Genomic DNA, 12,483 nt, shown 5'->3' with positions numbered 1-12,483 from the left:
TAGGCTCCAACCATGCCTGAACAGGAAACAAAACCACGTCTGGCCGGCTATCTGGACAAGCAGCAGCCGGATCTTTACGCGACACTGAGCCACTATTCCCAGCAACTCGTGGACGAAGCTGACCGGCTTGGCATCCCGCGCCGTACCCTTGAGCTCATCAACTACTTGTGCTCGCAGATCAACGGCTGCGCTTTTTGCCTGGACCTTCATCACCGGCGCGCCCTCAAATACGGCGAGACGGAACAGAGGCTGTCCCTCGTTGCCGTTTACAAGGAAGTTCAGCTGTTTGAACCCCCTGAGGTGGTAGCGATGGAGATGGCTGAGCAGATCACCCGTATGAGCTCGTCGAGGCCCAGCCCCGAGCTTTTTGAACAGGCACGCCAGCACTACAGTGACGAGCAGATCAGCGTCCTCTGCATGGCGGCAATAGGGATCAACGCCTTCAATCGCCTGTCCATTTTGAGCGAGCACCCGGTACGCGCAGCCAAGAAATAGATCCCGTCGCTGGCCGAGTGTGTTGCCACCACCTACTTTGGCGTCCAACAGGGCCGTGACACACCCCTTGGCGGGCGTGTCGGAGTCATCCAGGATTCAATGTGGGTGGTGGCGGCACGAGGCGTGGGGTCGTCCCCCCCCTTTGTCATTGATTGACTTCCAAAGAGGTCAGGAGGCTGCGGAGGAAAGCGCGGGCAGGCAAGGCGAGGGCCGCCGTCGTAAGTTCTCAGAGGATCCAGCCAGGGCGTACCGCCACCACCTACTTTGGCGTTCAACAGGGGTGTGACACCCCCCCATAGCAGGCGTGTCGGGGCCATCTAAGAATCAAAGTAGGTGGCGAAGGCACCACCCAAGGAGAGCCCTGACCGTGTTGAAACGAGATCAGCCCCCGGACAACCGCGAAGGGTTGCCCAGGGGCTGATTGACTTCCACAGAAGGCCAGGAAGTCACAGAACCTAAGGTTCTAGGCGGCCACGGCTTTCTTGAGCGACCGGCGTCGTCCGTATTTGAAGTAGAAGATGGCGTAGCAGGCACCCACGAACGGAACGCCGAACAGGAGTGCAGCCACTTGGTTGGGGTCGAACGCGATGCCGATCAGCGATACCAAGCAGAGCGCGAACGCGAGGATCGGTACCAGCGGAAACAGGGGAGCCTTGTACGGAAGCGTGCTCAGGTCTCCACCGTTCTTGATGAACGTCCGGCGGTAGATGAAATGTGAAGCGACGATGGACATCCAAACACCCACGGTGGCGAAACCGGCCACGGAAACGAGCACCAAGTAGACGGTGGCCGGGGCAACAACGCTGCTGATCAGCGAAGCCAAACCGCCCAGCATACTGACGCAGAGGGCCACCATGGGGATCCCGCGCTTGGTCAGTTTACGGAAGGCCTTGGGGGCGTGGCCTTCGTCGGCCAGCGAGAAGAGCATGCGTGCACAGGAGAACAGTCCGCAGTTGCCAGCGGAAAGCAGTGCCGTGATGATCACAAAGTTCATGATGTCCGCGGCGTAGGGGATGCCGAGCATGGAGAAGACCGTGACAAACGGGCTCTCGTCCACGCTGACTTGTTCGTAGGGAATGGTGGCGGCGATAACCACGATCGCACCAACAAAGAAGATCATGAGTCTTATGACGGTGGTCCGCATCGCCTTGGGGATGTTCGCGCCGGGATTTGCGGTTTCTCCCGCGGCAACGCCGATCAGCTCGGAGCCTGAGAAAGCGTAAAAGACCGCAAGGCAAGTGACGAAGACACCAGTGAATCCGTTAGGGAAGAGCCCTTCCGGCGTGCTGAAGTTCTCGCCAAAGGACGGGTACCCGCCAGCGGCCAGAGGGTGGAAGCCAGCCAATGCGGCGCCGCCCAGAATGATCAGGCCGACGACGGCGGCAACCTTGATCAGCGCGAACCAGAACTCCGATTCACCAAAGACGCGCGATGAAATGGCATTGAGGGTGAACAGGACCGTGGCGAAGATGAAGCACCAGATCCAGACGTCTACGCCAGGGAACCAGCGTTGCATGAGTAGGCCCGCTGCGGTGAACTCGGAACCTAAAGCCACAGCCCAGCAGAGCCAGTACAACCAGGCGGTGGCAAAGCCAGTAGCCGGGCCAATGGTGCGGGCGGCGTATATGTGGAAGGCACCTGAGACGGGGAACGCAACAGCGAGTTCCCCGAGGCATGCCATCACCAGGTAGACCACCACGGCGCCAATGAGGAAGGCAATGACGGCACCTAAGGGGCCGGCCGTGGAGATGGTGTATCCGGAACTAACGAACAGGCCAGAGCCGATGACGCCGCCCATGGCGATCATCACCAGGTGCCGGGCCTCCATGGACCGGCGAAGTCCTGTTTGTGAGGCGCCAGTCTGGGGCTGTGCCTCGGTTGCCGATGCTTCGGCTTCTGTGGGGGAGCTGAGTCCCATATTCCCTCCGGGAAGTTAGCCAGCAAAGTCTGAAGTAGTTGCACTAGCGGGACGTGATCCAACTAACACGAGAACAAGATTCATCACATGACGAATGACCATTTCAAGGAGGATAAGAAACGTGATTGAACGCACTGGGCGCCCACGGTCGAGCCCAAGAGTTTCTAATCATTAAGTCATGCGAGCAATTACTCTACTTGTGACCTGCTAGGTTCTAGCGGGGCTTAGTAAGCGAAAAGCCTAGGAAGCCCAACGATTTACTCGATGCCAGCGAAGAGCTCATTGAGTTCGGCAGTGAGCTGCTTCCGAACAGCCGGCGAACCGATTTCCTTGCCGTTGATGTGGTTCACAGGAGCGATCAAACGGATGCTGGAAATAAGCCAGACTGCGTCGGCATCAAACAGGTCCTGCGGCACAAGCGGCCCATAGCCGAGCTCCCAGCCCGCAGCTTTCGCCGCCGCGAACAGTGCGCCCTGCGAGGTGCCGGGCAGAATTCCGCTGTCATGCTGCGGCGTGATGAGGCGGCGTACCGTCTTCACGGAACCTTCGCCGTCATCGACCGTTTCAAGGTGAGCCAGCAAAACAGTGGAGGTTGGGCCCTCCAAGACGCGGCCATCCGTTGAAGTGAAGATGGCGTCATCTGCGCCCTGTTTATGGGCAAAGCGAAGAGCTGCCATGTTTACTGCATAAGAGAGCGTCTTGGCACCCAGCAACAACCACGGCGCGCGCTCGCCGGCTTCGGTGTCGAAACCACGGTCCAAAAGTACGACGTCGATGCCCGTCTCGCGCTGACGGCGACTGCCCGCAGGTGAGGGCGATGCCTGCACCCAGCATGTGGGGCTTGCGGCGCCTTCGACACCGCGGGTCACGATCAGCTTGACCACAACCTCGTCCTCCTCCGGTGTGGGGGCCGGGTGGACGCCGCGGAACTCGTTGATGGCGGTATCGATCGCCTTGCGCCAGGCATCCTGCTCAGGAAGTACCAGGTCCAAGGCTGCTGCGGAACTGCCCAGCCGGTTCAGGTGGGCCTGGACCTTGCGGGGACGTCCCTGAACAGCGAGGAGTGATTCGAACACTCCGTCGCCGCGGGTGGCACCAAGGTCAGTGGCCATGAGCTGAGGCTGGCTTGAATCGGCAATACGTCCGTTTTCGAAGGCGGGGTCCAGGAAAACCAGGACCGTGGGAGCAGGTGAAGTCATGGTCCCAGCTTAGTGCTGGGCCGTGACGCATGACTTTGCCGGATAGGCTGTGGTCACTGTTGTTCTTGGACTGTGGGGGTTTGCAGGTGCTCTTTCCTTTTCCGTTTGGCCAGGAGTGGACCTGGTTATTAGGCGCGTGGGCCATCGCGGAAGTGATCATGCGCATCGTCCTTTTGGGCATCATTCCCGGCAACCGGCGTCCCACCACCGCCATGGCCTGGCTTTTGGCTGTGTTCCTCATCCCATCTGTAGGGTTCGTCCTCTTCCTCCTTTTTGGCAATTTCAAGCTCTCCAAGCGCCGGCGTGAGCAGCAGGAAGAAGTGAATCGGCGCGTGCGTGCCGTCACCTCCGATCTTGCCGACCCCGTGAGTGTCTATTCAGGCCCGGAATGGGTGAAGTCGGCGGGTGAGCTGAACCACCGGCTTGGTTCGTTGCCCATGGTGGACGGCAACAAGGTTGAACTGATTCCCGGCTACGAGGAGTCGATCAAAGCCATGGCCGAGGCTGTCAGGGGCGCCAAGGACTACGTCAACGCGGAGTTCTACATCATGAGCAGCGACTCCGTCACCGACGAACTTCTGACTGAACTGGAAAAAGCGACCGAGCGCGGTGTCACAGTGAGGCTCCTCTTCGACCACATTGGAACGCTTCGCGTCAAGGGATACCGCCGCCTGATCCGAAGGCTGAAGGCAAGCAGGATCCAGTGGAAGCGCATGCTCCCGCTGTTACCCATTCACGGTCAATGGCGGCGCCCGGACCTGAGGAACCACCGCAAGATCATGGTGATCGACGGACTGGTCGCTTTCACAGGCTCGCAGAACTTGATCGAGCCTTCCTACAACAACCCGAAGCACCACAAAGTAGGACGCAAATGGGTTGAGCTCATGTCCCGGCTTGAGGGACCGATCGTCGCCACCTTGAACGTCGTGTTCGCGACTGACTGGCTCAGCGAAACCGACGAGTCCCTGGAAGACCAGCTTCGGCTGCCCACGCAGCCTGCGCCTGGTCGCGTCACAGCCCAGGTTGTGCCGAGTGGCCCGGGTTTCGCCACCGAAAACAACCTCCGCCTGTTCAACACCCTGATCTATTCCGCGCAGCACACGATCTCCATTTGCAGCCCCTACTTCGTCCCTGACGATTCCCTGCTGTACGCGATCACCACGGCAGCGCAGCGAGGGGTCGCAGTAGAGCTCTTCGTGTCCGAAAAAGGGGACCAGTTCCTGGTTCACCACGCCCAGCGTTCCTACTACGAAGCCCTGCTGGATGCAGGGGTTCGTATCTATTTGTACCGGGCGCCGTATGTCCTCCACGCCAAGCACTTCACCATCGACGACGAAGTGGCCGTTCTTGGTTCCAGCAATATGGACATGCGCTCCTTCTCCCTGAACATGGAGGTCTCGGTGATGCTCCTCGGCGCCGAAACCGTGAACCTCATGCGGGCCGTGGAGTCCACGTATCGCGAGGTGTCCCGTGAGCTTATGTTGGAAGACTGGATGGATAGACCCCCGCTGGCAAAGTATGTGGATAACGTAGCCAGATTGACGGCGACGCTCCAGTAGTCCTCAACTGTGGACTAGCGGCTCAGCTCGGGAATGCAGCGCCCAGCGTGGACAGTACGCCGAATGCCTTAGTCCGTATTTCCTCGTACTCGTCGTCCGCAACGGAATCCGCGGTGATAGCGCCACCCACGCCGAGGGACAGGGTTCGCCCGCCAGTGCCGTCGGGATTGACCACCAGGGTGCGGATCACCACGGCAAGGTCCGTGGCCGCGCTCAAGGAGAAGTAGCCGATGGCGCCGGAGTAGATGCCCCGCGGACCGGATTCGAGTTGGTCGAGGATGTCCATGGTGCTGATCTTCGGCGCACCTGTCATTGACCCGGCGGGGAAGGCTGCGGCCAGGGCTTCCGCCCGCGGAGCTCCCGGACGAAGGTGCGCGTCTATGGTGCTCACCATTTGGTGCACCGTTGCGTAGCTCTCGATCGCGCACAGCCGGCTGACGGTCACCGAGCCCGGGATGGCGAAGTGGCTGAGGTCGTTGCGCAGCAGGTCCACGATCATGATGTTCTCCGCGCGGTCCTTCAGCGACGTTTCAAGGTCGTGCCGCAAAGCGGCGTCCTCGGATGCGTCAGAGGACCGGCCCCGGGTCCCCTTGATCGGCTCCGCGCGCATGCCGCCGTCGGACAATATGCGAAGGAACCGCTCGGGCGACGTACTCGCGACCACCAGTTCGCCGAACCGAAGGTAACTGGCGAACGGCGCCGGGTTCCGGCGTCGAAGGCTGAGGTAGCTTGCCCAAGGATCCAAGTCCCCGGCGGAGGCTTCCAACGTGGTGGTCAGGCAGATCTCGTAGGAGTTTCCTTCGCTGATTTCGTGCTGGGAGTCCGCGATTTTGCGCTTGTAATCCGTGGCGGAGTCCCGGCTGGTGAATTCGGGAACGGTGCCGGGCGGGCCCGGGACGGCGGCGTCAAGGGCGGCGGAATCAGGGGCGGTTGCAGCCTCAACGGCGGCGCGGGCCTCCCGGAACCACTCCTCGGCGTCGGGCGCGTCCAGGGCGAGCAGCCAGACAGTTTGCTCGCGATGGTCAAGCACCACGGCCCGGCCGGCAAAGAGCAGGGCCGCGTCCGGGGTGTCGGAGGGAACGTCATTGCCGCCGGTTTCGCGCTTGAGTTCGTATCCCAAGTAGCCGAGCCAGCCAAGCGTGAACTGGCCGTCGTAACCGCGGGGTGCCCGGACGGCGCGGCGGCCCCAGACGGAGTCGAGCCAGCGGAAGAACGGCCCGGACGTGCTCACGGTGGCGGAACCGGCGGTGACGTGGGTCATGCCGGACCGGTGCAGTACCGACTGGCCGAAGGTGCCGCCGTCGTCCGCCAGAATGCTGAAGCGGCTGCGGGCCGCCGCTTGGGACCGGCCAGCGACGGCGGAGGCATTGGAAGAATCCAACCACACCGCGTTCGTGGACTTGCCGTACAGGGAATCGAACAGAAGCGCAGCGTCAGGGGTCTCCGCCAGGCGCTCGGAGCGCAATTGGAGCCCTCGGCGGGCGCTGAGTTCGGGCGACAAGATGGCAGCAACCGAAGGCAGGTACATGAGCGCCTGCAGGACATCATCCGGTGCGCTGCCATCCGCAAGGTTCTGCACGCGGATGTCAGCCGCGTCGATCACCTCATCGGTTGAAAGCCACTCATCCTCTTGGGCTGCCCAGCTGTCCCAGTACGGTTCGTACGTGCTTCCGTCACGGGTCAGGGCCCGGCGACGGCGGTCGTCGCCGGGGGATTCCACCCACACCACGGCGTCCAGCATGGGACGGGCTGCGTCCGCCGCCGCTCCTACGCCTTCCACGATGACAATCTCGGCGGGCAGCGTGACGTTCAGGCCGCCGTCGTAATGCTTCTCCCAATCCCAACTGGTCCATTCCGCCGCCTGGCCGGTGCTCAGCGGCTTCAGGACCGTGCCAACGTACCGCTCGATGCCGGGCATGAGACCGTTCCAGCCGGGGTAGATGTCCTCCAGATGGAACAGTGAAACCTTGTGGTGCTGCCGCAACCGGGCCGCCAGTTCAACGGCCAGCGTGGTTTTTCCTGCGCCGGACCTGCCGTCAACAGCGATGATCACAGGTGCAGGGGTCATGTCATAGAGGTTACCTGCTGGTGGTCCTGGCCTGCGGCGGCCTCCGCGGAGCTGATAGCTGCCCTGACATACTGCACAATCCCGGGAACGGCGGCCTTGATGAGCGTCCACGTGTTATCGAAGTCCGCGTGCCCGCCGTACCAAGGGTCTTCGATGCCCAGGTCCAGGGAGCTGCGCCCCGCCATGTGGGGATCGAAGCTGCGGAGCATCCGAACTCTTTCGAGCGAAGAATGATCCGGCGCGCCCTCCTGGAGCCAGCCGAAATGGTCAACGTCCAGTGCGAGGATCAGGTCACGTTCGGCGTACCATTCCCGCCGCCATTCACGGGCAACGTGGTCCTCCGATGCAAGGTGCCGGGCAGTTAGGACACGTGCGGCGCGGGGGTCGATGGGGTGTCCCACCTCGTACCCTGTAGTACCCGCGGAGTCCACCACTACAAGCCGGCCGAGCCCTTCCGCTTCGAAGGCTTCGGTCAGCATGAGCGCTGCCATGGGCGAGCGGCAGATGTTTCCGGTGCAGACCGTGATGATGCGGTATGGGCTCGTCGTTGAGTACATGCAGCAAGCATGATTCATGGCGCCCCCTCTTGGCTAGGGGGAACTTCACAAGTGAGTCACTTTTCCTGTCAAAGCTGTCACGCATGTGCTTTGGGCGGATGCTTGCGCTACGCGGGAGTGGTTTCCTGCGCTTCGGCGGCCAACGCTGCGGCGGCCAGGTAGACGGTGCGTACGACGGCGGCGCGTCGCCTTTCGGCCCTGCCCGGATCGTCGCCTGCCATCAGTCCGTCGAGTGCAGGGAGGACGGGGGCGGCGTCGCACAAACTCACGATAGTGATGAGGAGATCCCCGGCGTCCTCCCTGGAAATGCCGGGGAGGGCGGCGATGGTGCTATTGACCTTGGAGGCGCAGTTGGCCATCCGCTTCGGCAGTCCCACAACTTCCGCGCCGCGTTCGAGCCCTTCCCAAAACAGGAGCCGTGGTGCCGTTGCGTCCTTCCGGTGATGGTCGAAGAGCCTGCCGGCGTAGTCTGCCATGGCCTCGGGTCCGCTGCCCTCGATGGGTACTTCGTCCATGAGTGAGCTCAAGGCGGTGACGATGACGGCGTCGAAAAGTGCATTCTTGTTGCCGAAATATTGGTAGATCCGCTCCTTGTTTACGCCCGCTTCAGCGGCAATGCGGTCAATGCGGGCACCGGCCAGTCCACGCGCGCAAAACTCGGACGTTGCCGCTTCGAGCAGCCGCCCCTTGGTTCGCTCTGTGTCCCACGCCATAGGGTCATATTACCAGTTTCCAACTAGATGGTTGTAATTGCTGGCGAGCGGGGTTATTGTGATCCCAAGCCAAAAGCAACCGTTTAGTTGGAGAATGCCATGACCACACAAACAACCTCCGAGATCGCCGCCGGCCCCACAGCGCCGGCCGCCCGCCCGCCTATGCCGTCCGTGCACGTTCGGGCGGTGATTACGTGGCTGGCCATCTTCCCGCTCGTGTCCCTTGGCATGCTGCTGCTTGGACCCATCATGGACTCGTGGCACCCCGTCTTGAGGGCGCTGCTGCTGACCGCCCTTGTGGTTCCCGCGGCTGTTTACGTTGTGGTGCCCCGGCTTATGGCCGGCCACGGTGCACTGTCCCGCAAGGCCGTGGAGCGCGCGACCCAGCGAGCAGCCCGCAAATCCGCTTAACCCAAGTAGGTCGCAGATCAGGCCGTTTGAGCGCTCAAAAACGGCCTGAACTGCGACCCAGTTGGGTGCGGCGCCGGGACTAAGCGCCCCGCAGCCGCTCGACGTCGGCGATGCCCGGGTACGCGGCCTGTGTCCCTTTCTTGGTTGCAGCCAACGCGGCGGCCACCGAAGCGAAAGACGCCGCATCAGCGAGGGACTCGCCAGCGGCCAAACGTGCAGCGACAGCACCAGTGAAGGCATCGCCGGCACCCGTGGTGTCAACGGCAGAAACACGCGTCGGGGCAATGCGTGTGATGTGGTCTTGAGCGCCACGCGCCAACGAATCCAGGACTACGGAACCGTGTGCGCCGAGGGTCACCAGAACCCTTAGCAAACCCCGGTCCGCAAACTGGCTCCGGACCGGCTCCCATGCCTCCGCACTGGCCTCGACGTCGGGTACGTCGGCTTCTGCGCCAAGAAACAGTGACGCCTCATGGGCGTTCACCAGCAGCACATCGCTCAGCCCGGCCAAGCGCTCCGGCACCTCGGCGTAGGGCGAGAGGTTGAGCAGAATTGTCGCACCGGCGTCGTGCCCCGCTTGGGCGGCGGCCATCACAGTATCGATTCCCACCTCCAGGCAGAGGCACACCACAGCCGCGTTCTCGAAGCCGTCGGGCGTAACGTCCGCCGGCCTCAGGGTGCCATTGGCTCCGGCCGAGATAATGATGCTGTTCTCGCCGCCGGCATCGACGGAAATGACTGCGACACCGGTGGCGACGTCGGAGCGTCGGACCCGCGAAACGTCCACTCCGGCGTTGGCTGTGGAGTCAAGGAGCATGGTGCCGTTGGAGTCGTCACCTACAGCGCCGATCAAGGCTACTTGCCCACCGAGCTTACTGGCGGCCACCGCTTGGTTGGCACTCTTGCCGCCCGGGTTCACCGCGAAACCGTTCCCGTGGACTGTCTCGCCTGGTTGGGGGAGGCGGTCGCAGTAGATGGTCAGGTCTGCGTTAAGGGAGCCGACGACGACGATTCCCGCCTTGGGTGCGCTGGTCATGCGGCCACCTTTTCGTCCTCGGTCACTTCTGCGTCAACCGGCTTGGGGATCAGGAGTGACGCTGCGAAGGCTGCGAGGGTGATGGCCAGACCAGCCACAACCACCGTCAAATAAGAAGCCTTGTCATCATTCAACGAGGCTGTGGCGACGAGGACCGCGGGCAGGACAAGGAAGCTGAGACCGGCACCGAGGTTGAAGGCGCCGGCGTTCATGCCAGGCAGGAAGCCTGGGTTGCCCTGCGGCGAGAGAACCACGCCGAGTCCGTTCAGCATGATGTTGACGGTACCGGCGTACATGATGCCCAGCAAGGCCGTGCCCACGATCATCATCGGCAGGTTGTTCAGGCCGAAGAAAGCGATGATCGCCAAGGCAACGAGGCTGCCGAGCAAGCCGATGCGCAGGACCTTGGTGTAACCGAGGACCGGGGCAAGCCGGCCGCTGATGGGGCCGAACAGCCAGCCCAGCAGCGCGTAGGGGGTCAGGATAATGAGCGACATCTCGGTGGGGCCAACGCCGAAGCCGGGATCAGCTGCCTGAACATAGGCGGGGACTATGCCGTTGATGACCGCGAAGATGCCGGTCATGGTGAGGGTGGTGGTCAGCAGCGGAGCCCAGGTGGAGCGCTGGCGCAGGTGCACTGTTTCCACCATGGGCTGCTTGGCGCGCTTCTCCACCGTCCAAAACGCAAAGAACGCGACGGCGGCAATCACCGTGAGCACGATCGCGAGGGTCAGGGTTCCGGGGTCGAAGGCCGTGGCCAGCTTGGCGCCCTCGTTCAGGGCGGTCAGCAGGGCGCCGACGGCGATGACGATGAAGAACACGCCCAGCCAGTCCATGGTGGTGCCTGCGCCAGGCTTGCTCTCGCCGGCCAGGACGGCGATCAGGACCGTGGCTACCAACGCGAGGGCAACCATCAGCCAGAAGATGCTGCGGAAGCCAAAGTTTTCAGCGAAGTACCCGCCCACGAATGAGTCGACGCCGGCCACACCGCCGTTGACCGCGGTGATGAGGCCCATGAGAGTGCCGTATTTGCGCGGGTTGGTGACCGCGGAGCGGAGCATGATCAGGCAGAGCGGAACGGTGGGGCCGCTAACGCCTTGGATGATGCGGCCCACGAACAGCCACGTGACGTCCGGGGCCATTGCTGCGATGACCGAACCCACCGCCATCAGGAGCATCATGCCAACGAGGATCTTCTTACGGCCCACGATGTCGCTCAGGCGCGGGAGGAAGAGGGAGAAGAGGGCTGCGGCGGTGAAGAACCAGGTCTGGGACAGGCCGATGGTGGCTTGGTCCGTGTTGAGTTCGTTGCCCATGGTGACCAAGGCCGGGCTGAGCATGGACGCGTTGAGCTGGAAGGCCACGCAGGCTGCCAGCAATGCAACCATGAGGGCGGTGACGTTTCCGCGGGTGGATTTGGCTTCGGTGAGCGTGGTCATTAGTGGGACTCTCCCGCCAGTACCGTTTTGGCTACGGCGGTGGCGTCAGCGCCGGCGTCGCGCATTGGTTCGCCGATCCGTTCAATCGCATCGGTTACCAAATCCCAGAACTTCTTGTGGTCCAGGTCCACGGCAACGGAGGTGTGGCAGTCATCCGGTGCGGGTGCGCGGAAGTCTGCAACGGTCATACCGAGGGTGAGCTTGCCCTGCAATTCGATGTCCACTGGGACCTTGCGGGTGGTCATAACGGTGGGATCGATGACATAGGCGACTGCGCAGGGGTCGTGGACCGGCGGGAAGTCGAAGCCTTGGGCATCCTTGTAGGTCTTTTGGAAGAAGTCCATGAGTTCCAGGACGAACTTGGCCGGCTTGGTGCCAATTTTTGCGATGCGGTCCACCACCTCGTCCGTGGCCAGCGCCTGGTGCGTGAGGTCCAGGCCGACCATCACCACGGGCCACTTTTCATTGAATACGATGTGGGCGGCTTCGGGGTCGATGATGATGTTGAACTCCGCCACGGCGCTCCAGTTTCCCACGTGGTAGCCGCCGCCCATGAGGACGACTTCCTTCACGCGCTCCACGATGCGCGGCTCCTTGCGGGCGGCCATGGCAATGTTGGTGAGGCCCGCGGTGGGGACCAAAGTGACGGTGCCCGGCTCATGCGCCATGACGGTTTCAATGATGAGATCGACGGCGTGGCGCGGGTCCAGTTCGATTGCGGACTCGGGCTGTTCAGGGCCATCCATGCCGGAATCGCCGTGGATGCTGGGGGCCGTTTCGATGGTGCGCACCAAGGGGCGGTCGCAGCCGGCGGCGAACGGGACGCCCGTGATGCCGGCAATGGTGGCTACGGAGAGGGCGTTCCGGGTCACCTTTTCCAGAGTCTGGTTTCCTACCACGGTGGTCACCGCCAGCAGCTCGATGTCGGGGCTGCCGTGTGCCAGCAGCAATGCCACTGCGTCGTCATGGCCAGGGTCGCAGTCAAGAATGATCTTCTTGCGTGCTGTCATGGGATTGGGGTCCACGTTTCTCTCCACGTCATTGGGGCCTGCCTGGTACTTGCCCGAGGCGGGGCGCTAAGCATTCAG

The 12,483-nt window shown here is 62.5% G+C and carries 11 protein-coding genes; 3 read left to right on the top strand and 8 right to left on the bottom strand.

What is annotated here, in order from left to right; genetic code table 11:
* Positions 1-12 precede the first annotated feature (12 nt).
* The gene (locus A477_RS0116815; RefSeq protein WP_017200101.1) at positions 13-495 is read left to right on the top strand and encodes a carboxymuconolactone decarboxylase family protein; all 483 of its coding nucleotides are present in this window, start codon (positions 13-15) and stop codon (positions 493-495) included.
* A 463-nt stretch (positions 496-958) separates the two neighbouring features.
* On the opposite strand, the gene A477_RS0116810 is transcribed toward A477_RS0116815, so the two are convergent.
* Both A477_RS0116810 and A477_RS0116805 read right to left on the bottom strand, forming a co-directional pair.
* On the bottom strand, positions 959-2,413 hold the full coding sequence (locus tag A477_RS0116810) for an amino acid permease (protein WP_017200100.1): 1,455 nt from the start codon (positions 2,411-2,413) through the stop codon (positions 959-961).
* Between the two features lie 257 nt (positions 2,414-2,670).
* Positions 2,671-3,612, bottom strand: coding sequence for an aminodeoxychorismate lyase (locus A477_RS0116805; protein WP_017200099.1), 942 nt, complete (start codon positions 3,610-3,612; stop codon positions 2,671-2,673).
* Between the two features lie 158 nt (positions 3,613-3,770).
* On the opposite strand from A477_RS0116805, the gene cls reads away from it, so the two are divergent.
* Positions 3,771-5,171 carry a cardiolipin synthase gene (cls, locus tag A477_RS0116800; protein WP_237715819.1) on the top strand — a complete coding sequence of 467 codons (1,401 nt, stop codon included), beginning with the start codon at positions 3,771-3,773 and terminating at the stop codon, positions 5,169-5,171.
* Between the two features lie 22 nt (positions 5,172-5,193).
* Here cls and pabB read toward each other — a convergent pair whose 3' ends face one another.
* The 3 genes from pabB to A477_RS0116785 all read right to left on the bottom strand — a co-directional run bounded on the left by pabB (position 5,194) and on the right by A477_RS0116785 (position 8,509).
* Entirely contained in the window at positions 5,194-7,239 is a 2,046-nt protein-coding gene (gene pabB, locus A477_RS0116795) for an aminodeoxychorismate synthase component I (RefSeq protein ID WP_017200097.1), read from the bottom strand.
* Positions 7,236-7,796: a low molecular weight protein-tyrosine-phosphatase gene (locus tag A477_RS0116790; protein ID WP_017200096.1), complete on the bottom strand. Its 561-nt coding sequence runs from the start codon at positions 7,794-7,796 to the stop codon at positions 7,236-7,238. The genes pabB and A477_RS0116790 overlap by 4 nt, the downstream gene beginning before the upstream one ends.
* A 107-nt stretch (positions 7,797-7,903) precedes the next feature.
* Complete coding sequence (locus A477_RS0116785) at positions 7,904-8,509, bottom strand: TetR/AcrR family transcriptional regulator (RefSeq protein WP_017200095.1); 606 nt, start codon at positions 8,507-8,509, stop codon at positions 7,904-7,906.
* Between the two features lie 99 nt (positions 8,510-8,608).
* On the opposite strand from A477_RS0116785, the gene A477_RS0116780 reads away from it, so the two are divergent.
* Entirely contained in the window at positions 8,609-8,920 is a 312-nt protein-coding gene (locus tag A477_RS0116780; protein ID WP_044569057.1) for a putative antibiotic biosynthesis monooxygenase, read from the top strand.
* 79 nt (positions 8,921-8,999) lie between these two features.
* Here the strand turns inward: A477_RS0116780 and A477_RS0116775 are convergent, their stop codons facing one another.
* From A477_RS0116775 to uriH, 3 genes are read right to left on the bottom strand one after another with little or no spacing between them, the layout of a single operon-like run.
* On the bottom strand, positions 9,000-9,956 hold the full coding sequence (locus tag A477_RS0116775) for a ribokinase (protein ID WP_017200093.1): 957 nt from the start codon (positions 9,954-9,956) through the stop codon (positions 9,000-9,002).
* Positions 9,953-11,395 carry a uridine transporter UriT gene (uriT, locus tag A477_RS0116770; protein WP_017200092.1) on the bottom strand — a complete coding sequence of 481 codons (1,443 nt, stop codon included), beginning with the start codon at positions 11,393-11,395 and terminating at the stop codon, positions 9,953-9,955. Before uriT ends, A477_RS0116775 begins: the two co-directional genes overlap by 4 nt.
* Positions 11,395-12,405, bottom strand: a complete 1,011-nt coding sequence (gene uriH / locus A477_RS0116765) for a uridine-preferring nucleoside hydrolase UriH (protein WP_044569081.1) — start codon at positions 12,403-12,405, stop codon at positions 11,395-11,397. The genes uriT and uriH overlap by 1 nt, the downstream gene beginning before the upstream one ends.
* Positions 12,406-12,483: the final 78 nt, after the last annotated feature.

It is taken from the genome of Arthrobacter sp. M2012083, from assembly GCF_000281065.1.
Lineage (GTDB): Bacteria > Actinomycetota > Actinomycetes > Actinomycetales > Micrococcaceae > Arthrobacter.
The sequence above is the reverse complement of the archived record's forward strand: the minus strand, read 5'-3'. Positions and strand labels throughout refer to the sequence as shown.

Bases quoted from the DNA above. Each gene is read 5' to 3' on its own strand.
- A477_RS0116780 (WP_044569057.1), top strand. From the start codon at position 8,609: ATGACCACACAAACAACCTCCGAGATCGCCGCCGGCCCCACAGCGCCG.
- A477_RS0116815 (WP_017200101.1), top strand. From the start codon at position 13: ATGCCTGAACAGGAAACAAAACCACGTCTGGCCGGCTATCTGGACAAG.
- A477_RS0116810 (WP_017200100.1), bottom strand. From the start codon at position 2,413: ATGGGACTCAGCTCCCCCACAGAAGCCGAAGCATCGGCAACCGAGGCA.
- uriT (WP_017200092.1), bottom strand. From the start codon at position 11,395: ATGACCACGCTCACCGAAGCCAAATCCACCCGCGGAAACGTCACCGCC.
- A477_RS0116785 (WP_017200095.1), bottom strand. From the start codon at position 8,509: ATGGCGTGGGACACAGAGCGAACCAAGGGGCGGCTGCTCGAAGCGGCA.
- A477_RS0116790 (WP_017200096.1), bottom strand. From the start codon at position 7,796: ATGTACTCAACGACGAGCCCATACCGCATCATCACGGTCTGCACCGGA.
- uriH (WP_044569081.1), bottom strand. From the start codon at position 12,405: ATGACAGCACGCAAGAAGATCATTCTTGACTGCGACCCTGGCCATGAC.
- pabB (WP_017200097.1), bottom strand. From the start codon at position 7,239: ATGACCCCTGCACCTGTGATCATCGCTGTTGACGGCAGGTCCGGCGCA.
- A477_RS0116805 (WP_017200099.1), bottom strand. From the start codon at position 3,612: ATGACTTCACCTGCTCCCACGGTCCTGGTTTTCCTGGACCCCGCCTTC.
- A477_RS0116775 (WP_017200093.1), bottom strand. From the start codon at position 9,956: ATGACCAGCGCACCCAAGGCGGGAATCGTCGTCGTCGGCTCCCTTAAC.
- cls (WP_237715819.1), top strand. From the start codon at position 3,771: ATGCGCATCGTCCTTTTGGGCATCATTCCCGGCAACCGGCGTCCCACC.